This is a genomic window from Actinotalea sp. Marseille-Q4924 (assembly GCF_916618755.1).
In the GTDB taxonomy this organism is placed as follows: Bacteria; Actinomycetota; Actinomycetes; order Actinomycetales; family Cellulomonadaceae; genus Actinotalea.
This window is the reverse complement of sequence record NZ_CAKAKB010000003.1, coordinates 465,650-490,399: the sequence shown is the minus strand read 5'-3', so window position 1 is coordinate 490,399 and position 24,750 is coordinate 465,650. Positions and strand designations below refer to the sequence as shown.

Genomic DNA, 24,750 nt, shown 5'->3' with positions numbered 1-24,750 from the left:
GTCCTCGGTCGGGGGCGGAGCAGAGGGCGGACGTCACGACGGCCCACCGCCGAACAGGGTGTTGAGCCCGGACCACAGGTCGTCCAGGCGTGCGCCGACGAGCCCGAAGAGGGTCTGGCCCGCCACGGTGGAGGCGAGCGCGACGCCGAGGGCGAAGAGGCCGGCGAAGAGCAGGAGCACGAGCTGCCACGTGGAGATGCGGTGGCGGTAGAGCCGGGAGACGCCCTTGGCGTCGATGAGCTTGCCCCCGACGCGCAGGCGCGTGAGGAAGGTGCTGGCCATGCCGGAGCGCCCCTTGTCCAGGAACTCCACGAGGGTCGCGTGGGTCCCGACCGCGACGATGAGCTCCGCGCCCTTGTCGTCGGCGAGGAGCATCGCCACGTCCTCGCTCGTTCCGGTCGCGGGGAAGACGACGGGGTCGACGCCGAGCTTCTCCACCCGCTCGACACCCGGGGCTCGGCCGTCCCGGTAGGCGTGGACCACGATCTCGGCACCACAGGTGAGCGCGCGGTCGGACACGGAGTCCATGTCGCCGACGATCATGTCCGGCACCCAGCCGGCCTCGATGATCGCGTCCGCTCCGCCGTCCACGCCGATGAGGACGGGCCGGTACTCCTTGATGTAGGGCCGCAGGACGACCAGGTCCTCCTTGTAGTGGTACCCCCGCACCACGATGAGCACCTGGCGGCCGTCGATCCGCGTGCGGACGTCCGGCACGCCCACGCCATCCAGCAGCAGCTCCCGCTCGCGCCGGAGGTAGTCCATGGTGTTGGCGGCGAAGGCCTCGAGCTGGACGGCGAGGCCCGCACGAGCCTCCTCCATCGCTGCCGCGATCGTGGCGGGGTCCTGGACCGAGCCCTCCGCGACCAGCCGCTCCCCGTCGTAGACGGCGCCGTCGACGACCCGGACCCGCCGACCCTCGACGAGCCCGAGCACGTCCGGTCCCAGGTCGTCGACGAGCGTGACGCCGGCGTCGACGAGGATCTCCGGCCCGAGGTTGGGGTACCGGCCGGAGGTGCTGCGCGCGGCGTTGAGCACCGCGACGGGCCGGCACGCCACGAGGGCCTCGGCCGAGACGCGGTCGATGTCGAGGTGGTCGATCACCGCGACGTCGCCGGGGCGTAGACGCTTGGTGAGGTTCTTGGTCCGCGAGTCGACGCGGACGACTCCGTGCAGGCCTGGTTCAGTGGCCGGCACGTCCTGCCGGCGTCGCTTCAGTGGACTCATCGGGCGTCATCGTCCCACGGTGGACCGCTCGAGGAGCTCAGCGGCATGCTCGAGCGCGGCCGTCGAGTCCTCCTGTCCCGAGAGCATGCGAGCGAGCTCGGCGACGCGGTCGTCACCGGTCACCTCACGCACGTCGGACACGGTGACGACGTCGCCGTCGGCACCGCTGCTCTTCGTGACGACGAGCTGCCGGTCCGCGAACGCGGCGACCTGGGCGAGGTGCGTGACGACGACGACCTGGGCCTGGCGCGAGAGCTCGGCGAGGCGACGGCCGACCTCGACCGCGGCCCGACCACCGACCCCCGCGTCGACCTCGTCGAAGACGAAGGTCGGGGGCCGCACCGCACCGGAGTCCTCCGCAGTGGCCAGCGCGACCTCGATCGCGAGCATGACGCGGGACAGCTCACCGCCCGACGCGCCCTGCCCGAGCGGCCGCCCCGGGGCCCCGGCGTGCGGCACGAGGTGCATCTCGACCTCCTCCGCGCCCCACGGGCCGGCAGGGTCGACGGACGTCAGCCGGACCTCCAGCGAGCTCCCGGACATCGCCAGGCCTTCCAGCTCGGCGGTGACCGCTTCAGCCAGGCTGCGGGCGGCCTCGGCACGGGCCGCCGTGATCTCCCCCGCCAGGAGGCTCAGCGCGTCGTCCGCCTCGGCGAGCCGCGCCCGGACCGATGCGGTCCGGTCCCCGGACCCGTCCAGCTCCAGGAGCCGCAGGCCGGACTCCCGCGCCCAGTCCAGCGCGGCCGCGACCGTGCCGCCGTGCGCACGGGCCAGCGTCGTCAGCTCCGAGCGTCGCTGCTGCACCGCCTCGAGCCGCGAGGGGTCGGCCTGCAGGCCGTCCACGTAGCCCGCCAGGTCGCTCGCCACCTCGTCGAGGAGGTACCCCACCTCCGCCACCCGGGTGGCGAGCCTGCCGAGCTCCTCGTCGTGGACGGCCGCCTGCTCGAGCAGCCGACGTGCTCGGTCGACGTCCAGGACGGCGCCGGCGCCCGGAGGTCCGCCGTCGTCGCCCGCCAGCGCCAGGTACGCCGTCGACGCCGCCATGCGCAGGTCCTCGGCGTGCCCGAGCCGCTCGGACTCGGCCGCGAGCGCGACGTCCTCGTCGGGCTGCGGGTCGACGCGCTCGATCTCGGCCAGGCCGATCCGCAGCAGCTCCGCCTCGCGGTCCCTCTCCTGCGCGTGCTCGACGAGGTCGTCGAGGTCCGCCTGCAGCTCCTGCCGCTCGGCCCAGCGCCGCCGGTACTCCGCGAGACGGCCGAGGTGGTCGGCTCCGGCGAACGCGTCGATCGCCTCCCGCTGCCGGCGGGGAGACCGGAGCCGGATCTGGTCCGCCTGCCCGTGGACGGTGACGAGCTCCTCCGCGACCTCCGCCAGGACGGCCTGCGGCACGCTGCGGCCCCCGAGGAAGGCGCGGGAACGTCCCTGCGCGGCCACGGTGCGGACGGCGACGAGCGTGCCGTCGTCGTCCACCGCCGCGCCCGCCTCCCGCGCACGGGCCAGCACGGGGGACGCCGGGTCGAGGACGAAGCACCCCTCGGCAGTGGCCTGGCGGGCACCGACCCGGACGGTCGCGGCGTCCGCGCGGCGTCCCAGCAGCAGCGCCAGCCCGGTCAGCACCATCGTCTTGCCCGCCCCGGTCTCGCCCGTGATGGCCGTCAGGCCCGGGGCGAGCGGGACGTGGGCCCGCCCGATGACGCCGAGGTCCTCGATCCGGATCTCCTCGATCACCGGCCGTCCTCCGGGGTCGCGCCCGCCACGCCGGTGCCACGGGTGCCGCCGCCGTCGCGCGCCGCCGTCCCGTTGGGCCCGCGCCCTCGCCAGCCGGTCACGGGCAGCGCGAACCGGGACACGAGCCGGTCGGTGAACGGCGCGTGGCTCATGCGCGCGAGCCGTACGGACTCGCTGCCGCGGCGCACCTCGACACGCGTGCCGACGGGCAGGTCCTCCTTGCGCCGTCCGTCGCAGGTGAGGACGCCCGGGCTGCCCGACCGCGTGAGGATCTCCACGGCGAGCACCGACGACGGCCCGACGACGATCGGGCGCGCGAAGAGGGCGTGGGCCGAGACCGGCACGAGCAGCGTGGCGTCGACGTCGGGCCAGACGACCGGCCCGCCGGCCGAGAAGGCATGGGCCGTGGACCCGGTCGAGGTCGCCATGACGACGCCGTCGCAGCCGAAGGAGGACAGCGGTCGACCGTCCACCTCGACGACGACCTCCACCATGCGGGCCCGGTCGGCCTTCTCCACCGTGGCCTCGTTGATCGCCCACCCCGTCGTCACGACACCGTCCGGCCGCAGCACCCTGACGTCGACCGTCCGTCGCTCCTCCACGTCGTACTCGCGCGCCGCGATCCGGCGCGCGGCCTCGTGGATGTCCTCCCGCTCGCTCTCCGCGAGGAACCCCACGTGGCCGAGGTTGACGCCCAGCAGCGGGACGCCGGTCCCGCGCGTGAGCTCGGCCGCGCGCAGGATCGTGCCGTCACCGCCCAGCACCACGACCATCTCGACGCCGGACGCACCGGCCGAGCCGGACTCGTCGATGATCGTCATGCCGACGTCCTGCAGGGCGAGCCGGGCCTCCTCCGCCGCGTGAACCGCTTCGGCCCGACCGCTGTGCGTGACCAGGAGGACGGAGCGGTTCATGTGCCACCACCGCCCCGGTCCGCAGCCAGCCCGTCAAGGGCCTCGAGCACGACGGGCTCCGCCCCGACGACGGCGCGGCGGACGAGAGCAGCTCGGTTCTCGGACTGCCCGGGCGTCACCGTGGGCAGGGGCGACGCGGCGCGCTCGCCCCACAGGAAGTACTCCCGGTTCCCCGACTCGCCTGCCAGTCCGCTCGGGACGACGGCGAGGACCCGGACACCCGCGTCCTCCAGGGCGTCGGCGACCACCGTGACCGCCTCGGCACGCAGCTCGGGCGAGACGACGACGCCGCCACGCCCGAGACGCTCGCGACCGACCTCGAACTGCGGCTTGACGAGCACGAGCAGCCGGCCCCCCGGCCGCGTTGCGCGCACGAGCGCCGGCACGACCGTCCGAAGCGAGATGAACGAGAGGTCTGCCACGACCAGGTCGACCGGGTCGCCGAGGTGGGACGGGGCGCCCGCCACGGAGGCCCTCAGCGCGGCGAGGTCGAGGTCGCGGACGTTGACGCCCTCGACCGCGGTGACCCGGGGGTCGCTCGCGACCAGTGGGTCCAGCTGGCCGTGGCCGACGTCCACGGCGAGGACGTGGGCGGCTCCGCCCCGCAGCAGCACCTGCGTGAAGCCACCTGTCGACGCGCCGGCGTCGAGGCATCGGGCACCGCCCACCGGCAGACCGGGCGGCGCGAGTGCGGCGACGGCGGCGAGCGCACCCGACAGCTTCCGAGCGCCCCGCGACACGTCGTCGTCCTGGTCGACCACGACGATCTCGGCGGCGTCCGGCACGGACTGGGCGGACTTGCGCGCCACGGCGCCGTCGACGGTCACCCTGCCGTCGTGGACGAGTGCAGCGGCACGCGTCCGCGACCGTGCGAGTCCACGGCGGACGAGCTCCGCGTCGAGCCGCACCGCCGTCACCGTCACGCCTGTCCCTCGGCGAGACGGTCGGAGAGCGCCCGGTGCACCGCGTCGAACGCGACCACGTGCTCGCGCACGGCGCGCTGCTCCAGGCCCTCCAGGCTGCGCAGCGCCTCGTCGACCGCTGCATCACCCGTCTCGGCACCGGGGAGATCCGTCACGCATCCTCCTCAGCCACGAGCCTGTCCGGCACCGGGCCCTCGATCGGTTCAGGTCGTCAGAAGCCAGACGCGACGCGCCGCCGTCGCGGACGGCCGGGCCCCGACGTCGCACCACGCTACCGTCCGGCGGTGGCACGCACGCCGTGACCCACAGCGGCGACGGCCGCGGATCGCTCAGCCGCCGACAGCCAGCTCGGGGACGCTCGTGGGCTCGACGTCCGTGCCCGCGTCGACCGCCTGCCACACGGCGGAGCACGCCACTCGGGCGGCGTCCACGCCGGCGGAGCGGTCGTCCAGCTCCAGACGTCCGTCGACGACCCGCGCCGCGGCCTCACCGAGCGTCCACCAGCCGGCCCGCTCGGACGGCGCCTCGTGCGGCTCGAGCAGGCCGCGCAGATCCGCCGCGAGGTAGGAGGGGCGCTCGGTCGCCGGCGCGAGGACCGCGTCCCGGGCCGAGCTCACACCGGTGAGGACGTGCAGGCCCGGGTAACCCGCCGCGACCGCACCGCCGAGGTCCGTGTCCAGCCGGTCCCCCACGACGAGCGGGCTGCGGGCCCCGCTGCGCTCCACGACGAGCCGGTACATGTCCGGCTGCGGCTTGCCCGCGCTGATCGGTGTGATGCCCGTCGCCGAGCGCACCGCGCCCACGAGCGACCCGTTCCCCGGCGCGAGCCCGCGCTCGGTCGGCAAAGAGAGGTCGAGGTTGCTGGCCATGTGGAGCGCGCCGCGCCCGATGGCGTACGCGGCCTCCGCGAGCTGGCGCCAGCCGACGGTGGGGGCGAACCCCTGCACGACGGCGACAGGCTCCTCGTCCGCACTCGACACGACCTCGAAGCCCGCGGCCGTGACGGCCGTCAGCAGGCCCGCGCCCCCGACGACGAGCACGCGGGAACCACGCTCGACGTGCTGCAGGAGCAGCGCCGCGGCGGCTTGAGCGGCGGTCATCACCTCGTCCGACGTCGCCGCGATGCCGAGACCCGTGAGCTGGTCCGCGACCGACTCCGGCTCTCTCGAGGCGTTGTTCGTGACGAAGACGAGGCGCATGCCTCGGGTACGCGCCTCGGCGAGGCTGTCGGACGCGTGAGGGATGGAGTCGTGCCCGCGGTAGGCGACCCCGTCGAGGTCGACGAGCGCCAGGTCGTACGCCTCCGCCAGCGGCGTTGCGGTCGAGAGCAGCATCACGCGGGTCCCTCCTCCGTGGTCGGGGCGTCGACGGCACCCGGCGACCCCGGTGCCTCGTCCCGCTCCTCGTTCGCGAGGGCCTCCTGGCCCTCGTCCTGGTCGTCCTGGTCGTCCTCGAGGCGCACGTCGTCCTCCACGCCCTGGTCGTCCTCGAGGTCGTAGACGAGGACGTCGTCGTCGGGCGTCGCGTGCTCCTGGGGCAGCGTCGAGTCCAGCCGCTCGGCCTCCGCCTCCCGCCCGGCCGCCTGCAGCGCGACGACGAGCGCCTGGGCGACACGCAGGCGTGCCTCGCCTGTGGCCGAGCGGACCAGCGGGCTGCTCAGCACGGCCACCGCGGCGTCCGGCTCCGCGAGGTCCAGGCGCGCACCGGAGACGACGATGGCCATCTCGACCTGGAGCTCCGGCGGCAGCGCACGCGCCGAGTCGTCCGACGCCAGGGCGATCGCGCGTTCGGGCCTGCCGAGCCCACGCTCGCAGTCGGCCATGAGCGGCAGGTGCTCGTCCGAGCCGTTGAGCCGGCGCACCGTCCGGAGCTCGCGCAGCGCCTCCGCGAAGCGTCCCGTACGGTACGCCGCGATCGCCGCCGCCTCGCGCACCACATCGACGCGGCCGGCCCGTCGGACGGCCGCCTGGGCGTGCTCGTAGGCGAGCTCGGGCTCCTCGTCGATGAGTCGTCCGGCCATCACCAGGTGACGTGCGACGCCGTCCGCGTTGTCCTTGCTCAGCGTGCGCAGGCGCGACCGCACGGTGCGGTCCAGATCGGCGGCCACCACGTCGTCGGGGAGCTCCGGCGCGGCAGCACGCGGCGCCTCCGCCGCGTCCGGCCGTGGCTCCCGAGCGTCGGGACCCGCAGCCCGCGACCCCCCGCGACGGTCCCCCGAGCCCGACATCCCGAGACCTCCGGCGCGGTCCGGACGTCCCCCCCGGTCCGGGTCCGGACGTCCCCCGCGGTCCGGACGTCCCCCGCGGTCCGGACGTCCCGCACCCGATGCACCGGCGCGCGGGCCCGAACGGCTCCCGCCCTGACCGGACGTCCGGCCACCGGCCCAGGATCCCGCCGGTGCGCCTGCACCCCCGTCGACCGCATCGCTGCGTTGCCGGCCCTCGACCCGAGCGGGTCGCCCGCCCCGCTGGTCACGAGCGGGCGCTCCCTGCCCACGCTGCCCCGACGGCGACGAGGGACCCGACCGACGAGCCCCCTGCCCGGCGCCGTCGCGGGCATCGTTCTTCCGCTCCGGACGCTCCCATCGCTCACCAGGGGCACCACGGCGCGCCAGGCCGCCAGGTCCCTGGGCACCGCCCGCGCCCCGCCCGGCGGTCGGCCCGTCCGTCGACGTCGGACGCCCACCACGCTCAGCGCCGGAGCGCGCACCACTGCTGGGTCCCCCGCCCCCAGGAGCTCGCGACGAGCGTCCGGCGGGCCAGGCAGCGTCCCGCGTCGTCGAACGACCGGTGGACCCACGACCGGTCGACCCACGTTCGTCCCGTGACGACGCTCCACGGGCGGACCCGGCGCCATCACGACCCGACGACCGCTCCGGTGCGCCGGAACCTCGGCCTCCGGCGACCACACCGCCGGACCCGACGGATCCACCAGCGCCGCGGCCCGCCGCCGGCTGGGAGCCGCGCGCGGACGACCTCTCACGCGAGGACCCACGCCCGCCCGCGGACGACGGGCCTCCCGTCGCCGGTCCACCACGCGTGGACGTACGCCCCGGGTGCTCCGGCCCGCCGCGATCCGGACGACGCTCGCCGAGACCCGCGTCCTTCCGTTCGTCGTCCGTGCTCACGGTCCACTCCCTCATCGCCGACGGTCACAGCTCACATCAAGGACCTACCTCGCCGGCTCGGGTGCCACTGTGGGCACGAGCCGGGCGGAAAACAAGAAAGAGGGCCACCGACTGGTGGCCCTCTTTCTCGAAAGGGTGTTCGGCGGCGACCTACTCTCCCACACAGTCTCCCGTGCAGTACCATCGGCGCTGAAGGGCTTAGCTTCCGGGTTCGGAATGGGACCGGGCGTTTCCCCTTCGCTATGACCGCCGTAACTCTATCGAGTTGTCAGTCGGGTTCCCGACCGTCTCTCGGGAACCGCACAGTGGACGCGTGCAACATGTATGTGTGTGTCAAGTTGTCGGCTTATTAGTACCGGTCAGCTACGAGAGTCTTTAGTCCTCTCTTCCACATCCGGCCTATTCACCCAGTGGTCTAGCTGGGAGCCTCTCGGGGCAAGCCCCGTGGAAACCTCATCTTGAAGCAGGCTTCCCGCTTAGATGCTTTCAGCGGTTATCCCTTCCGAACGTAGCCAACCAGCCGTGCTCCTGGCGGAACAACTGGCACACCAGAGGTTCGTCCGTCCCGGTCCTCTCGTACTAGGGACAGCCCTTCTCAAGTTTCCTGCGCGCGCAGCGGATAGGGACCGAACTGTCTCACGACGTTCTAAACCCAGCTCGCGTACCGCTTTAATGGGCGAACAGCCCAACCCTTGGGACCTACTCCAGCCCCAGGATGCGACGAGCCGACATCGAGGTGCCAAACCATGCCGTCGATATGGACTCTTGGGCAAGATCAGCCTGTTATCCCCGGGGTACCTTTTATCCGTTGAGCGACGGCGCTTCCACAAGCCACCGCCGGATCACTAGTTCCGACTTTCGTCCCTGCTTGACCTGTCAGTCTCACAGTCAAGCTCCCTTGTGCACTTGCACTCGCCACCTGATTGCCAACCAGGCTGAGGGAACCTTTGAGCGCCTCCGTTACATTTTAGGAGGCAACCGCCCCAGTTAAACTACCCACCAGGCACTGTCCCTGATCCGGATCACGGACCGAGGTTAGACATCCAGAACGACCAGAGTGGTATTTCAACGTTGACTCCACCGACACTGGCGTGCCGGCTTCACAGTCTCCCACCTATCCTACACAAGCCGTACCGAACACCAATACCAAGCTATAGTAAAGGTCCCGGGGTCTTTCCGTCCTGCTGCGCGTAACGAGCATCTTTACTCGTAGTGCAATTTCGCCGAGTTCGCGGTTGAGACAGCGGAGAAGTCGTTACGCCATTCGTGCAGGTCGGAACTTACCCGACAAGGAATTTCGCTACCTTAGGATGGTTATAGTTACCACCGCCGTTTACTGGGGCTTAAATTCTGAGCTTCGCCCCGAAGGGCTGACCCGTCCTCTTAACCTTCCAGCACCGGGCAGGCGTCAGTCCGTATACATCGTCTTGCGACTTCGCACGGACCTGTGTTTTTAGTAAACAGTCGCTTCTCCCTGGTCTCTGCGGCCTTCGAACGCTTCCCCAGCAAGTGGGTTCACGCCTCAGGCCCCCCTTCTCCCGAAGTTACGGGGGCATTTTGCCGAGTTCCTTAACCACGATTCTCTCGATCGCCTTGGTATTCTCTACCTGACCACCTGAGTCGGTTTAGGGTACGGGCGGCTAGAACCTCGCGTCGAGGCTTTTCTTGGCAGCATAGGATCACCCAATCATCCCGCGTAAGCGGTCACCATCAGTTCTCAGGCCATGTGAGATGCGGATTTGCCTACATCTCGCCCTACAACCTTGGACGTGGTCTACCATCGCCACGCTGGGCTACCTTCCTGCGTCACCCCTGTTAATACGCTTACCTACTACCGGATTGGTTCGTGCGCGCCACCGGCACGTCCCCGAAGGGATCTAGCCGGCTTTGGGCACTGAGCATCACCGGGCTCGGTATGGGCGGTTCTTCGCCGGTACGGGAATATCAACCCGTTGTCCATCGACTACGCCTGTCGGCCTCGCCTTAGGTCCCGACTTACCCAGGGCGGATTAGCCTGGCCCTGGAACCCTTGGTCATTCGGCGGACGGGTTTCTCACCCGTCTTTCGCTACTCATGCCTGCATTCTCACTCGTGTGGCGTCCACCGCTGGGTCACCCCGCGACTTCACTCGCCACACGACGCTCCCCTACCCATCCACACGCCTGGATCCGAGGACCTGGCTGTTGTGTGAATGCCACAGCTTCGGCGGTGTACTTGAGCCCCGCTACATTGTCGGCGCGGAATCACTTGACCAGTGAGCTATTACGCACTCTTTCAAGGGTGGCTGCTTCTAAGCCAACCTCCTGGTTGTCTGTGCAACTCCACATCCTTTCCCACTTAGCACACGCTTAGGGGCCTTAGCTGGTGGTCTGGGCTGTTTCCCTCTCGACTACGGAGCTTATCCCCCGCAGTCTCACTGCCACGCTCTCACTTACCGGCATTCGGAGTTTGGCTGACGTCAGTAACCTTGTGGGGCCCATCGGCCATCCAGTAGCTCTACCTCCGGTAAGAAACACGTGACGCTGCACCTAAATGCATTTCGGGGAGAACCAGCTATCACGAAGTTTGATTGGCCTTTCACCCCTAACCACAGGTCATCCCCCCGGTTTTCAACCCAGGTGGGTTCGGTCCTCCACGCGGTCTTACCCGCGCTTCAACCTGCCCATGGCTAGATCACTTCGCTTCGGGTCTAGAGCACGCGACTGAGACGCCCTATTCGGACTCGCTTTCGCTACGGCTTCCCCACACGGGTTAACCTCGCCACGTACCACTAACTCGCAGGCTCATTCTTCAAAAGGCACGCCGTCACCCCTGCTAGGGAGGCTCCGACGGATTGTATGCACACGGTTTCAGGTACTATTTCACTCCCCTCCCGGGGTACTTTTCACCTTTCCCTCACGGTACTTGTCCGCTATCGGTCACTAGGGAGTATTTAGGCTTAGAGAGTGGTCTCTCCAGATTCACACGGGATTTCTCGGGCCCCGTGCTACTTGGGATCCCTCTCGGGAGGCCGCGCCATTTCGTCTACGGGGGTAGCACCCTCTGTGCCGGGCCTTTCAATGCCCTTCGACTATGACGCGACTTTCTGACTCCCTGGAAGCTCGGCAGAACTTCCTGAAAGGTCCCACAACCCCGACCACGCAACGCCTGCCGGCTATCACACGCCATCGGTTTGGCCTTCTCCGCTTTCGCTCGCCACTACTCACGGAATATCTCTTCCTGTGGGTACTGAGATGTTTCACTTCCCCACGTTCCCTCCACACGCCCTATATATTCAGGCGCGGGTGACTGGACATGACTCCAGCCGGGTTTCCCCATTCGGACATCCTCGGATCACGGTTCGTTTGCCAACTCCCCGAGGCTTATCGCAGGCTACAACGTCCTTCTTCGGCTCCTAGTGCCAAGGCATCCACCGTATGCACTTAAAAACTTGACCACAAAGACATACAAAAAAAGATGCTCGCGTCCACTGTGCAGTTCTCAAGCTACGGGCGGTCCTGCTTTCGTCCAGCGCCTACCCGCACAACGCGGGCGGTTCATCCGAACAGCCACAGTCCGACGCACCGGCCACCGGCCGGCCCGAGGTCGAGCTTGCGCCCGATCCCTCAGGACCCAACAGCGTGCCTAACGCCCCACGACGAGCATCCGGTTCCACTCCCCAAGAGGAGGTACTGGGATGCCACCGCAGAACGCAACTGGTCGATGTTCCACCCGTGAGCAACCCTCCTCGAGACGTACGCCCGAGTAGAGGGCCCTGGACGCCGAAGCGCCAGAAGCTCCTTAGAAAGGAGGTGATCCAGCCGCACCTTCCGGTACGGCTACCTTGTTACGACTTAGTCCCAATCGCTGGTCCCACCTTCGACGGCTCCCTCCACAAGGGTTGGGCCACCGGCTTCGGGTGTTACCGACTTTCGTGACTTGACGGGCGGTGTGTACAAGGCCCGGGAACGTATTCACCGCAGCGTTGCTGATCTGCGATTACTAGCGACTCCGACTTCATGGGGTCGAGTTGCAGACCCCAATCCGAACTGAGACCGGCTTTTTGGGATTCGCTCCACCTCGCGGTATCGCAGCCCTTTGTACCGGCCATTGTAGCATGCGTGAAGCCCAAGACATAAGGGGCATGATGATTTGACGTCATCCCCACCTTCCTCCGAGTTGACCCCGGCAGTCTCCTATGAGTCCCCACCATGACGTGCTGGCAACATAGGACGAGGGTTGCGCTCGTTGCGGGACTTAACCCAACATCTCACGACACGAGCTGACGACAACCATGCACCACCTGTATACCGCCCTTGCGGACCCCATGTCTCCATGAGTTTTCGGTATATGTCAAGCCTTGGTAAGGTTCTTCGCGTTGCATCGAATTAATCCGCATGCTCCGCCGCTTGTGCGGGCCCCCGTCAATTCCTTTGAGTTTTAGCCTTGCGGCCGTACTCCCCAGGCGGGGCACTTAATGCGTTTGCTGCGGCACGGAACTCGTGGAATGAGCCCCACACCTAGTGCCCAACGTTTACGGCATGGACTACCAGGGTATCTAATCCTGTTCGCTCCCCATGCTTTCGCTCCTCAGCGTCAGTTGCGGCCCAGAGACCTGCCTTCGCCATCGGTGTTCCTCCTGATATCTGCGCATTCCACCGCTACACCAGGAATTCCAGTCTCCCCTACCGCACTCTAGTCTGCCCGTACCCACTGCAGGCCCGAGGTTGAGCCTCGGGTTTTCACAGCAGACGCGACAAACCGCCTACGAGCTCTTTACGCCCAATAATTCCGGACAACGCTTGCGCCCTACGTATTACCGCGGCTGCTGGCACGTAGTTAGCCGGCGCTTCTTCTGCAGGTACCGTCACTTTCGCTTCTTCCCTGCTGAAAGGGGTTTACAACCCGAAGGCCTTCATCCCCCACGCGGCGTCGCTGCATCAGGCTTGCGCCCATTGTGCAATATTCCCCACTGCTGCCTCCCGTAGGAGTCTGGGCCGTGTCTCAGTCCCAGTGTGGCCGGTCGCCCTCTCAGGCCGGCTACCCGTCGTCGCCTTGGTGGGCCATTACCCCACCAACAAGCTGATAGGCCGCGAGCCCATCCCTGACCAAAATTCTTTCCAGACGCTACAGATGCCTGTGCGTCTCGTATCCGGTATTAGCTCCGATTTCTCGGGGTTATCCCAGAGTCAGGGGCAGGTTGCTCACGTGTTACTCACCCGTTCGCCACTGATCACCCGGTGCAAGCACCGAGATCACCGTTCGACTTGCATGTGTTAAGCACGCCGCCAGCGTTCGTCCTGAGCCAGGATCAAACTCTCCGTACATGTCTATAAGCCACCCCCACCCAAGAGCAGGAGCGAGCTGACACACGAAGCGGCCCCGAAGGACCGTGATCATCTGGCCTCGATCAAATGCATGACATCAACTGACTTGCATTCGTCTCAACCACGTCACCGCACCACGACCAGCCCACCGAAGGTGAACCAACCACAACACGACGACACATGGCATCGACTTTTGGCACGCTGTTGAGTTCTCAAGGATCCGACGCGCATCCATCCAGATCTTCCGACCCATCAGGAGGCAACTTCTCTACTTTAGCGGTCCGTCCCAGGCCGGTCAAACGTCCTGGTCCCGCTCACACCAGCGCGCACGACGACGTCGCGGACAGTGGTGTGGGTGTCGCCCTCACGAGGGACCGACCAGCCGAGCTGTTCGTTCCTCCCCTGCGGGGCGGTGCACAACGTTACGCGACCCGCACCGCCGCAGGCAACCTGCGCCGCGGTGGTCTGGGTCACGCCGGCCAGGGCCACCTCGAGGGCGACCCGACGCACAGCCGGCGGACATCGTGAAGGGGCCACCCCACACAGGGGCGGCCCCTTCACGGAAAGGGTGTTCGGCGGCGACCTACTCTCCCACACAGTCTCCCGTGCAGTACCATCGGCGCTGAAGGGCTTAGCTTCCGGGTTCGGAATGGGACCGGGCGTTTCCCCTTCGCTATGACCGCCGTAACTCTATCGAGTTGTCAGTCGGGTTCCCGACCGTCTCTCGGGAACCGCACAGTGGACGCGTGCAACATGTATGTGTGTGTCAAGTTGTCGGCTTATTAGTACCGGTCAGCTACGAGAGTCTTTAGTCCTCTCTTCCACATCCGGCCTATTCACCCAGTGGTCTAGCTGGGAGCCTCTCGGGGCAAGCCCCGTGGAAACCTCATCTTGAAGCAGGCTTCCCGCTTAGATGCTTTCAGCGGTTATCCCTTCCGAACGTAGCCAACCAGCCGTGCTCCTGGCGGAACAACTGGCACACCAGAGGTTCGTCCGTCCCGGTCCTCTCGTACTAGGGACAGCCCTTCTCAAGTTTCCTGCGCGCGCAGCGGATAGGGACCGAACTGTCTCACGACGTTCTAAACCCAGCTCGCGTACCGCTTTAATGGGCGAACAGCCCAACCCTTGGGACCTACTCCAGCCCCAGGATGCGACGAGCCGACATCGAGGTGCCAAACCATGCCGTCGATATGGACTCTTGGGCAAGATCAGCCTGTTATCCCCGGGGTACCTTTTATCCGTTGAGCGACGGCGCTTCCACAAGCCACCGCCGGATCACTAGTTCCGACTTTCGTCCCTGCTTGACCTGTCAGTCTCACAGTCAAGCTCCCTTGTGCACTTGCACTCGCCACCTGATTGCCAACCAGGCTGAGGGAACCTTTGAGCGCCTCCGTTACATTTTAGGAGGCAACCGCCCCAGTTAAACTACCCACCAGGCACTGTCCCTGATCCGGATCACGGACCGAGGTTAGACATCCAGAACGACCAGAGTGGTATTTCAACGTTGACTCCACCGACACTGGCGTGCCGGCTTCACAGTCTCCCACCTATCCTACACAAGCCGTACCGAACACCAATACCAAGCTATAGTAAAGGTCCCGGGGTCTTTCCGTCCTGCTGCGCGTAACGAGCATCTTTACTCGTAGTGCAATTTCGCCGAGTTCGCGGTTGAGACAGCGGAGAAGTCGTTACGCCATTCGTGCAGGTCGGAACTTACCCGACAAGGAATTTCGCTACCTTAGGATGGTTATAGTTACCACCGCCGTTTACTGGGGCTTAAATTCTGAGCTTCGCCCCGAAGGGCTGACCCGTCCTCTTAACCTTCCAGCACCGGGCAGGCGTCAGTCCGTATACATCGTCTTGCGACTTCGCACGGACCTGTGTTTTTAGTAAACAGTCGCTTCTCCCTGGTCTCTGCGGCCTTCGAACGCTTCCCCAGCAAGTGGGTTCACGCCTCAGGCCCCCCTTCTCCCGAAGTTACGGGGGCATTTTGCCGAGTTCCTTAACCACGATTCTCTCGATCGCCTTGGTATTCTCTACCTGACCACCTGAGTCGGTTTAGGGTACGGGCGGCTAGAACCTCGCGTCGAGGCTTTTCTTGGCAGCATAGGATCACCCAATCATCCCGCGTAAGCGGTCACCATCAGTTCTCAGGCCATGTGAGATGCGGATTTGCCTACATCTCGCCCTACAACCTTGGACGTGGTCTACCATCGCCACGCTGGGCTACCTTCCTGCGTCACCCCTGTTAATACGCTTACCTACTACCGGATTGGTTCGTGCGCGCCACCGGCACGTCCCCGAAGGGATCTAGCCGGCTTTGGGCACTGAGCATCACCTGGCTCGGTATGGGCGGTTCTTCGCCGGTACGGGAATATCAACCCGTTGTCCATCGACTACGCCTGTCGGCCTCGCCTTAGGTCCCGACTTACCCAGGGCGGATTAGCCTGGCCCTGGAACCCTTGGTCATTCGGCGGACGGGTTTCTCACCCGTCTTTCGCTACTCATGCCTGCATTCTCACTCGTGTGGCGTCCACCGCTGGGTCACCCCGCGACTTCACTCGCCACACGACGCTCCCCTACCCATCCACACGCCTGGATCCGAGGACCTGGCTGTTGTGTGAATGCCACAGCTTCGGCGGTGTACTTGAGCCCCGCTACATTGTCGGCGCGGAATCACTTGACCAGTGAGCTATTACGCACTCTTTCAAGGGTGGCTGCTTCTAAGCCAACCTCCTGGTTGTCTGTGCAACTCCACATCCTTTCCCACTTAGCACACGCTTAGGGGCCTTAGCTGGTGGTCTGGGCTGTTTCCCTCTCGACTACGGAGCTTATCCCCCGCAGTCTCACTGCCACGCTCTCACTTACCGGCATTCGGAGTTTGGCTGACGTCAGTAACCTTGTGGGGCCCATCGGCCATCCAGTAGCTCTACCTCCGGTAAGAAACACGTGACGCTGCACCTAAATGCATTTCGGGGAGAACCAGCTATCACGAAGTTTGATTGGCCTTTCACCCCTAACCACAGGTCATCCCCCCGGTTTTCAACCCAGGTGGGTTCGGTCCTCCACGCGGTCTTACCCGCGCTTCAACCTGCCCATGGCTAGATCACTTCGCTTCGGGTCTAGAGCACGCGACTGAGACGCCCTATTCGGACTCGCTTTCGCTACGGCTTCCCCACACGGGTTAACCTCGCCACGTACCACTAACTCGCAGGCTCATTCTTCAAAAGGCACGCCGTCACCCCTGCTAGGGAGGCTCCGACGGATTGTATGCACACGGTTTCAGGTACTATTTCACTCCCCTCCCGGGGTACTTTTCACCTTTCCCTCACGGTACTTGTCCGCTATCGGTCACTAGGGAGTATTTAGGCTTAGAGAGTGGTCTCTCCAGATTCACACGGGATTTCTCGGGCCCCGTGCTACTTGGGATCCCTCTCGGGAGGCCGCGCCATTTCGTCTACGGGGGTAGCACCCTCTGTGCCGGGCCTTTCAATGCCCTTCGACTATGACGCGACTTTCTGACTCCCTGGAAGCTCGGCAGAACTTCCTGAAAGGTCCCACAACCCCGACCACGCAACGCCTGCCGGCTATCACACGCCATCGGTTTGGCCTTCTCCGCTTTCGCTCGCCACTACTCACGGAATATCTCTTCCTGTGGGTACTGAGATGTTTCACTTCCCCACGTTCCCTCCACACGCCCTATATATTCAGGCGCGGGCGACTGGACATGACTCCAGCCGGGTTTCCCCATTCGGACATCCTCGGATCACGGTTCGTTTGCCAACTCCCCGAGGCTTATCGCAGGCTACAACGTCCTTCTTCGGCTCCTAGTGCCAAGGCATCCACCGTATGCACTTAAAAACTTGACCACAAAGACATACAAAAAAAGATGCTCGCGTCCACTGTGCAGTTCTCAAGCTACGGGCGGTCCTGCTTTCGTCCAGCGCCTACCCGCACACGCGGGCGGTTCATCCGAACAGCCACAGTCCGACGCACCGGCCACCGGCCGGCCCGAGGTCGAGCTTGCGCCCGATCCCTCAGGACCCAACAGCGTGCCTAACGCCCCACGACGAGCATCCGGTTCCACTCCCCAAGAGGAGGTACTGGGATGCCACCGCAGAACGCAACTGGTCGATGTTCCACCCGTGAGCAACCCTCCTCGAGACGTACGCCCGAGTAGAGGGCCCTGGACGCCGAAGCGCCAGAAGCTCCTTAGAAAGGAGGTGATCCAGCCGCACCTTCCGGTACGGCTACCTTGTTACGACTTAGTCCCAATCGCTGGTCCCACCTTCGACGGCTCCCTCCACAAGGGTTGGGCCACCGGCTTCGGGTGTTACCGACTTTCGTGACTTGACGGGCGGTGTGTACAAGGCCCGGGAACGTATTCACCGCAGCGTTGCTGATCTGCGATTACTAGCGACTCCGACTTCATGGGGTCGAGTTGCAGACCCCAATCCGAACTGAGACCGGCTTTTTGGGATTCGCTCCACCTCGCGGTATCGCAGCCCTTTGTACCGGCCATTGTAGCATGCGTGAAGCCCAAGACATAAGGGGCATGATGATTTGACGTCATCCCCACCTTCCTCCGAGTTGACCCCGGCAGTCTCCTATGAGTCCCCACCATGACGTGCTGGCAACATAGGACGAGGGTTGCGCTCGTTGCGGGACTTAACCCAACATCTCTCGACACGAGCTGACGAGAACCTTGCACCGCCTGTATACCGCCCTTGCGGACCCCATGTCTCCATGAGTTTTCGGTATATGTCAAGCCTTGGTAAGGTTCTTCGCGTTGCATCGAATTAATCCGCATGCTCCGCCGCTTGTGCGGGCCCCCGTCAATTCCTTTGAGTTTTAGCCTTGCGGCCGTACTCCCCAGGCGGGGCACTTAATGCGTTTGCTGCGGCACGGAACTCGTGGAATGAGCCCCACACCTAGTGCCCAACGTTTACGGCATGGACTACCAGGGTATCTAATCCTGTTCGCTCCCCATGCTTTCGCTCCTCAGCGTCAGTTGCGGCCCAGAGACCTGCCTTCGCCATCGGTGTTCCTCCTGATATCTGCGCATTCCACCGCTACACCAGGAATTCCAGTCTCCCCTACCGCACTCTAGTCTGCCCGTACCCACTGCAGGCCCGAGGTTGAGCCTCGGGTTTTCACAGCAGACGCGACAAACCGCCTACGAGCTCTTTACGCCCAATAATTCCGGACAACGCTTGCGCCCTACGTATTACCGCGGCTGCTGGCACGTAGTTAGCCGGCGCTTCTTCTGCAGGTACCGTCACTTTCGCTTCTTCCCTGCTGAAAGGGGTTTACAACCCGAAGGCCTTCATCCCCCACGCGGCGTCGCTGCATCAGGCTTGCGCCCATTGTGCAATATTCCCCACTGCTGCCTCCCGTAGGAGTCTGGGCCGTGTCTCAGTCCCAGTGTGGCCGGTCGCCCTCTCAGGCCGGCTACCCGTCGTCGCCTTGGTGGGCCATTACCCCACCAACAAGCTGATAGGCCGCGAGCCCATCCCTGACCAAAATTCTTTCCAGACGCTACAGATGCCTGTGCGTCTCGTATCCGGTATTAGCTCCGATTTCTCGGGGTTATCCCAGAGTCAGGGGCAGGTTGCTCACGTGTTACTCACCCGTTCGCCACTGATCACCCGGTGCAAGCACCGAGATCACCGTTCGACTTGCATGTGTTAAGCACGCCGCCAGCGTTCGTCCTGAGCCAGGATCAAACTCTCCGTACATGTCTATAAGCCACCCCCACCCAAGAGCAGGAGCGAGCTGACACACGAAGCGGCCCCGAAGGACCGTGATCATCTGGCCTCGATCAAATGCATGACATCAACTGACTTGCATTCGTCTCAACCACGTCACCGCACCACGACCAGCCCACCGAAGGTGAACCAACCACAACACGACGACACATGGCATCGACTTTTGGCACGCTGTTGAGTTCTCAAGGATCCGACGCGCATCCATCCAGATCTTCCGACCCATCAGGAGGCAACTTCTCTACTTTAGCGGTCCGTCCCAGGCCGGTCAAACGTCCTGGTCCCGCTCACACCAGCGCGCACGACGACGTCGCGGACAGTGGTGTGGGTGTCGCCCTCACGAGGGACCGACCAGCCGAGCTGTTCGTTCCTCCCCTGCGGGGCGGTGCACAACGTTACGCGACCCGCACCGCCGCAGGCAACCTGCGCCGCGGTGGTCTGGGTCACGCCGGCCAGGGCCACCTCGAGGGCGACCCGACGCACAGCCGGCGGACATCGTGAAGGGGCCACCCCACACAGGGGCGGCCCCTTCACGGAAAGGGTGTTCGGCGGCGACCTACTCTCCCACACAGTCTCCCGTGCAGTACCATCGGCGCTGAAGGGCTTAGCTTCCGGGTTCGGAATGGGACCGGGCGTTTCCCCTTCGCTATGACCGCCGTAACTCTATCGAGTTGTCAGTCGGGTTCCCGACCGTCTCTCGGGAACCGCACAGTGGACGCGTGCAACATGTATGTGTGTGTCAAGTTGTCGGCTTATTAGTACCGGTCAGCTACGAGAGTCTTTAGTCCTCTCTTCCACATCCGGCCTATTCACCCAGTGGTCTAGCTGGGAGCCTCTCGGGGCAAGCCCCGTGGAAACCTCATCTTGAAGCAGGCTTCCCGCTTAGATGCTTTCAGCGGTTATCCCTTCCGAACGTAGCCAACCAGCCGTGCTCCTGGCGGAACAACTGGCACACCAGAGGTTCGTCCGTCCCGGTCCTCTCGTACTAGGGACAGCCCTTCTCAAGTTTCCTGCGCGCGCAGCGGATAGGGACCGAACTGTCTCACGACGTTCTAAACCCAGCTCGCGTACCGCTTTAATGGGCGAACAGCCCAACCCTTGGGACCTACTCCAGCCCCAGGATGCGACGAGCCGACATCGAGGTGCCAAACCATGCCGTCGATATGGACTCTTGGGCAAGATCAGCCTGTTATCCCCGGGGTACCTTTTATCCGTTGAGCGACGGCGCTTCCACAAGCCACCGCCGGATCACTAGTTCCGACTTTCGTCCCTGCTTGACCTGTCAGTCTCACAGTCAAGCTCCCTTGTGCACTTGCACTCGCCACCTGATTGCCAACCAGGCTGAGGGAACCTTTGAGCGCCTCCGTTACATTTTAGGAGGCAACCGCCCCAGTTAAACTACCCACCAGGCACTGTCCCTGATCCGGATCACGGACCGAGGTTAGACATCCAGAACGACCAGAGTGGTATTTCAACGTTGACTCCACCGACACTGGCGTGCCGGCTTCACAGTCTCCCACCTATCCTACACAAGCCGTACCGAACACCAATACCAAGCTATAGTAAAGGTCCCGGGGTCTTTCCGTCCTGCTGCGCGTAACGAGCATCTTTACTCGTAGTGCAATTTCGCCGAGTTCGCGGTTGAGACAGCGGAGAAGTCGTTACGCCATTCGTGCAGGTCGGAACTTACCCGACAAGGAATTTCGCTACCTTAGGATGGTTATAGTTACCACCGCCGTTTACTGGGGCTTAAATTCTGAGCTTCGCCCCGAAGGGCTGACCCGTCCTCTTAACCTTCCAGCACCGGGCAGGCGTCAGTCCGTATACATCGTCTTGCGACTTCGCACGGACCTGTGTTTTTAGTAAACAGTCGCTTCTCCCTGGTCTCTGCGGCCTTCGAACGCTTCCCCAGCAAGTGGGTTCACGCCTCAGGCCCCCCTTCTCCCGAAGTTACGGGGGCATTTTGCCGAGTTCCTTAACCACGATTCTCTCGATCGCCTTGGTATTCTCTACCTGACCACCTGAGTCGGTTTAGGGTACGGGCGGCTAGAACCTCGCGTCGAGGCTTTTCTTGGCAGCATAGGATCACCCAATCATCCCGCGTAAGCGGTCACCATCAGTTCTCAGGCCATGTGAGATGCGGATTTGCCTACATCTCGCCCTACAACCTTGGACGTGGTCTACCATCGCCACGCTGGGCTACCTTCCTGCGTCACCCCTGTTAATACGCTTACCTACTACCGGATTGGTTCGTGCGCGCCACCGGCACGTCCCCGAAGGGATCTAGCCGGCTTTGGGCACTGAGCATCACCGGGCTCGGTATGGGCGGTTCTTCGCCGGTACGGGAATATCAACCCGTTGTCCATCGACTACGCCTGTCGGCCTCGCCTTAGGTCCCGACTTACCCAGGGCGGATTAGCCTGGCCCTGGAACCCTTGGTCATTCGGCGGACGGGTTTCTCACCCGTCTTTCGCTACTCATGCCTGCATTCTCACTCGTGTGGCGTCCACCGCTGGGTCACCCCGCGACTTCACTCGCCACACGACGCTCCCCTACCCATCCACACGCCTGGATCCGAGGACCTGGCTGTTGTGTGAATGCCACAGCTTCGGCGGTGTACTTGAGCCCCGCTACATTGTCGGCGCGGAATCACTTGACCAGTGAGCTATTACGCACTCTTTCAAGGGTGGCTGCTTCTAAGCCAACCTCCTGGTTGTCTGTGCAACTCCACATCCTTTCCCACTTAGCACACGCTTAGGGGCCTTAGCTGGTGGTCTGGGCTGTTTCCCTCTCGACTACGGAGCTTATCCCCCGCAGTCTCACTGCCACGCTCTCACTTACCGGCATTCGGAGTTTGGCTGACGTCAGTAACCTTGTGGGGCCCATCGGCCATCCAGTAGCTCTACCTCCGGTAAGAAACACGTGACGCTGCACCTAAATGCATTTCGGGGAGAACCAGCTATCACGAAGTTTGATTGGCCTTTCACCCCTAACCACAGGTCATCCCCCCGGTTTTCAACCCAGGTGGGTTCGGTCCTCCACGCGGTCTTACCCGCGCTTCAACCTGCCCATGGCTAGATCACTTCGCTTCGGGTCTAGAGCACGCGACTGAGACGCCCTATTCGGACTCGCTTTCGCTACGGCTTCCCCACACGGGTTAACCTCGCCACGTACCACTAACTCGCAGGCTCATTCTTCAAAAGGCACGCCGTCACCCCTGCTAGGGAGGCTCCGACGGATTGTATGCACACGGTTTCAGGTACTATTTCACTCCCCTCCCGGGGTACTTTTCACCTTTCCCTCACGGTACTTGTCCGCTATCGGTCACTAGGGAGTATTTAGGCTTAGAGAGTGGTCTCTCCAGATTCACACGGGATTTCTCGGGCCCCGTGCTACTTGGGATCCCTCTCGGGAGGCCGCGCCATTTCGTCTACGGGGGTAGCACCCTCTGTGCCGGGCCTTTCAATGCCCTTCGACTATGACGCGACTTTCTGACTCCCTGGAAGCTCGGCAGAACTTCCTGAAAGGTCCCACAACCCCGACCACGCAACGCCTGCCGGCTATCACACGCCATCGGTTTGGCCTTCTCCGCTTTCGCTCGCCACTACTCACGGAATATCTCTTCCTGTGGGTACTGAGATGTTTCACTTCCCCACGTTCCCTCCACACGCCCTATATATTCAGGCGCGGGTGACTGGACATGACTCCAGCCGGGTTTCCCCATTCGGACATCCTCGGATCACGGTTCGTTTGCCAACTCCCCGAGGCTTATCGCAGGCTACAACGTCCTTCTTCGGCTCCTAGTGCCAAGGCATCCACCGTATGCACTTAAAAACTTGACCACAAAGACATACAAAAAAAGATGCTCGCGTCCACTGTGCAGTTCTCAAGCTACGGGCGGTCCTGCTTTCGTCCAGCGCCTACCCGCACAACGCGGGCGGTTCATCCGAACAGCCACAGTCCGACGCACCGGCCACCGGCCGGCCCGAGGTCGAGCTTGCGCCCGATCCCTCAGGACCCAACAGCGTGCCTAACGCCCCACGACGAGCATCCGGTTCCACTCCCCAAGAGGAGGTACTGGGATGCCACCGCAGAACGCAACTGGTCGATGTTCCACCCGTGAGCAACCCTCCTCGAGACGTACGCCCGAGTAGAGGGCCCTGGACGCCGAAGCGCCAGAAGCTCCTTAGAAAGGAGGTGATCCAGCCGCACCTTCCGGTACGGCTACCTTGTTACGACTTAGTCCCAATCGCTGGTCCCACCTTCGACGGCTCCCTCCACAAGGGTTGGGCCACCGGCTTCGGGTGTTACCGACTTTCGTGACTTGACGGGCGGTGTGTACAAGGCCCGGGAACGTATTCACCGCAGCGTTGCTGATCTGCGATTACTAGCGACTCCGACTTCATGGGGTCGAGTTGCAGACCCCAATCCGAACTGAGACCGGCTTTTTGGGATTCGCTCCACCTCGCGGTATCGCAGCCCTTTGTACCGGCCATTGTAGCATGCGTGAAGCCCAAGACATAAGGGGCATGATGATTTGACGTCATCCCCACCTTCCTCCGAGTTGACCCCGGCAGTCTCCTATGAGTCCCCACCATGACGTGCTGGCAACATAGGACGAGGGTTGCGCTCGTTGCGGGACTTAACCCAACATCTCACGACACGAGCTGACGACAACCATGCACCACCTGTATACCGCCCTTGCGGACCCCATGTCTCCATGAGTTTTCGGTATATGTCAAGCCTTGGTAAGGTTCTTCGCGTTGCATCGAATTAATCCGCATGCTCCGCCGCTTGTGCGGGCCCCCGTCAATTCCTTTGAGTTTTAGCCTTGCGGCCGTACTCCCCAGGCGGGGCACTTAATGCGTTTGCTGCGGCACGGAACTCGTGGAATGAGCCCCACACCTAGTGCCCAACGTTTACGGCATGGACTACCAGGGTATCTAATCCTGTTCGCTCCCCATGCTTTCGCTCCTCAGCGTCAGTTGCGGCCCAGAGACCTGCCTTCGCCATCGGTGTTCCTCCTGATATCTGCGCATTCCACCGCTACACCAGGAATTCCAGTCTCCCCTACCGCACTCTAGTCTGCCCGTACCCACTGCAGGCCCGAGGTTGAGCCTCGGGTTTTCACAGCAGACGCGACAAACCGCCTACGAGCTCTTTACGCCCAATAATTCCGGACAACGCTTGCGCCCTACGTATTACCGCGGCTGCTGGCACGTAGTTAGCCGGCGCTTCTTCTGCAGGTACCGTCACTTTCGCTTCTTCCCTGCTGAAAGGGGTTTACAACCCGAAGGCCTTCATCCCCCACGCGGCGTCGCTGCATCAGGCTTGCGCCCATTGTGCAATATTCCCCACTGCTGCCTCCCGTAGGAGTCTGGGCCGTGTCTCAGTCCCAGTGTGGCCGGTCGCCCTCTCAGGCCGGCTACCCGTCGTCGCCTTGGTGGGCCATTACCCCACCAACAAGCTGATAGGCCGCGAGCCCATCCCTGACCAAAATTCTTTCCAGACGCTACAGATGCCTGTGCGTCTCGTATCCGGTATTAGCTCCGATTTCTCGGGGTTATCCCAGAGTCAGGGGCAGGTTGCTCACGTGTTACTCACCCGTTCGCCACTGATCACCCGGTGCAAGCACCGAGATCACCGTTCGACTTGCATGTGTTAAGCACGCCGCCAGCGTTCGTCCTGAGCCAGGATCAAACTCTCCGTACATGTCTATAAGCCACCCCCACCCAAGAGCAGGAGCGAGCTGACACACGA

Annotated in this window: 7 protein-coding genes and 9 rRNA genes; all 16 read right to left on the bottom strand. The window is 63.9% G+C overall.

Going from position 1 to position 24,750, the window contains the following annotated elements:
* Nucleotides 1–33: 33 nt before the first annotated feature.
* The gene (gene steA / locus LG379_RS08935) at nt 34–1,227 is read right to left on the bottom strand and encodes a putative cytokinetic ring protein SteA (protein WP_225754208.1); all 1,194 of its coding nucleotides are present in this window, start codon (nt 1,225–1,227) and stop codon (nt 34–36) included.
* 6 nt (nt 1,228–1,233) lie between these two features.
* Nucleotides 1,234–2,955 (bottom strand): DNA repair protein RecN, encoded by a 1,722-nt coding sequence (recN, locus tag LG379_RS08930; RefSeq protein WP_225754207.1) that lies wholly within the window; start codon nt 2,953–2,955, stop codon nt 1,234–1,236.
* Nucleotides 2,952–3,869, bottom strand: a complete 918-nt coding sequence (locus LG379_RS08925; protein WP_225754206.1) for an NAD kinase — start codon at nt 3,867–3,869, stop codon at nt 2,952–2,954. Before LG379_RS08925 ends, recN begins: the two co-directional genes overlap by 4 nt.
* On the bottom strand, nt 3,866–4,792 hold the full coding sequence (locus LG379_RS08920) for a TlyA family RNA methyltransferase (protein ID WP_304522429.1): 927 nt from the start codon (nt 4,790–4,792) through the stop codon (nt 3,866–3,868). Before LG379_RS08920 ends, LG379_RS08925 begins: the two co-directional genes overlap by 4 nt.
* A complete protein-coding gene (locus tag LG379_RS08915) occupies nt 4,789–4,947 on the bottom strand; it encodes a hypothetical protein (protein WP_225754205.1) in 159 nt (52 codons plus the stop codon). Before LG379_RS08915 ends, LG379_RS08920 begins: the two co-directional genes overlap by 4 nt.
* Before the next feature lie 174 nt (nt 4,948–5,121).
* Nucleotides 5,122–6,126: an HAD-IIA family hydrolase gene (locus LG379_RS08910; RefSeq protein ID WP_225754918.1), complete on the bottom strand. Its 1,005-nt coding sequence runs from the start codon at nt 6,124–6,126 to the stop codon at nt 5,122–5,124.
* The gene (locus tag LG379_RS08905) at nt 6,126–7,019 is read right to left on the bottom strand and encodes a hypothetical protein (protein ID WP_225754204.1); all 894 of its coding nucleotides are present in this window, start codon (nt 7,017–7,019) and stop codon (nt 6,126–6,128) included. Before LG379_RS08905 ends, LG379_RS08910 begins: the two co-directional genes overlap by 1 nt.
* Nucleotides 7,020–8,056: 1,037 nt before the next feature.
* A 5S ribosomal RNA gene (rrf, locus tag LG379_RS08900) occupies nt 8,057–8,173 on the bottom strand.
* Between the two features lie 75 nt (nt 8,174–8,248).
* A 23S ribosomal RNA gene (locus LG379_RS08895) occupies nt 8,249–11,355 on the bottom strand.
* A gap of 348 nt (nt 11,356–11,703) precedes the next feature.
* Nucleotides 11,704–13,225, bottom strand: a 16S ribosomal RNA gene (locus LG379_RS08890).
* 570 nt (nt 13,226–13,795) lie between these two features.
* Nucleotides 13,796–13,912 (bottom strand): 5S ribosomal RNA (gene rrf / locus LG379_RS08885).
* 75 nt (nt 13,913–13,987) lie between these two features.
* Nucleotides 13,988–17,094, bottom strand: a 23S ribosomal RNA gene (locus LG379_RS08880).
* Between the two features lie 347 nt (nt 17,095–17,441).
* Nucleotides 17,442–18,963: ribosomal RNA gene (locus LG379_RS08875) — 16S ribosomal RNA — on the bottom strand.
* 570 nt (nt 18,964–19,533) lie between these two features.
* Nucleotides 19,534–19,650 (bottom strand): 5S ribosomal RNA (rrf, locus tag LG379_RS08870).
* A gap of 75 nt (nt 19,651–19,725) precedes the next feature.
* A 23S ribosomal RNA gene (locus LG379_RS08865) occupies nt 19,726–22,832 on the bottom strand.
* Between the two features lie 348 nt (nt 22,833–23,180).
* Nucleotides 23,181–24,702: ribosomal RNA gene (locus LG379_RS08860) — 16S ribosomal RNA — on the bottom strand.
* Together the 16S, 23S and 5S rRNA genes form the textbook arrangement of a ribosomal RNA operon.
* Nucleotides 24,703–24,750: the final 48 nt, after the last annotated feature.

Bases quoted from the DNA above. Each gene is read 5' to 3' on its own strand.
- steA (WP_225754208.1), bottom strand. From the start codon at position 1,227: ATGAGTCCACTGAAGCGACGCCGGCAGGACGTGCCGGCCACTGAACCA.
- LG379_RS08925 (WP_225754206.1), bottom strand. From the start codon at position 3,869: ATGAACCGCTCCGTCCTCCTGGTCACGCACAGCGGTCGGGCCGAAGCG.
- LG379_RS08910 (WP_225754918.1), bottom strand. From the start codon at position 6,126: ATGCTGCTCTCGACCGCAACGCCGCTGGCGGAGGCGTACGACCTGGCG.
- LG379_RS08905 (WP_225754204.1), bottom strand. From the start codon at position 7,019: ATGTCGGGCTCGGGGGACCGTCGCGGGGGGTCGCGGGCTGCGGGTCCC.